This is a genomic window from Streptomyces sp. NPDC053755 (assembly GCF_040677675.1).
Taxonomy (GTDB): domain Bacteria; phylum Actinomycetota; class Actinomycetes; order Streptomycetales; family Streptomycetaceae; genus Streptomyces.
The window spans coordinates 633,682-633,990 of the sequence record NZ_JBFASK010000001.1; the positions used below are offsets into that span (position 1 = coordinate 633,682).

Genomic DNA, 309 nt, shown 5'->3' on the forward strand with positions numbered 1-309 from the left:
GGCGGCCGTTCCTTCGACCGCCGTGACGACCGCCCCGCGGCCGGCCACCGTGGCAGCGACCGGCCGTTCAACCGCGACCGTCGTGACGACCGCCCCTCCGGCGGCTTCCGCTCGGGCGGCGACCGTCCCCAGGGCCGTCGTGACGACCACCGGGGCGGCGACCACCGCGGCACCGGTTCGAGCAGCGGCTCCTTCGGCCGCCGTGACGACAAGCCGCGCTGGAAGCGCAACGGCTGACACGTCCTCCGGCCGCATGCTGCGCCAACACCGCGCCCGAGAACGCCATGATGGGCAAGCTCGTCGTGGACT

At 74.8% G+C, this 309-nt stretch carries 1 pseudogene; it reads left to right on the top strand.

The window, feature by feature from the left end:
* A pseudogene (locus AB0K65_RS02890) lies at positions 1–237 on the top strand (RNA helicase); the annotation flags it as partial.
* Positions 238–309 lie beyond the last annotated feature (72 nt).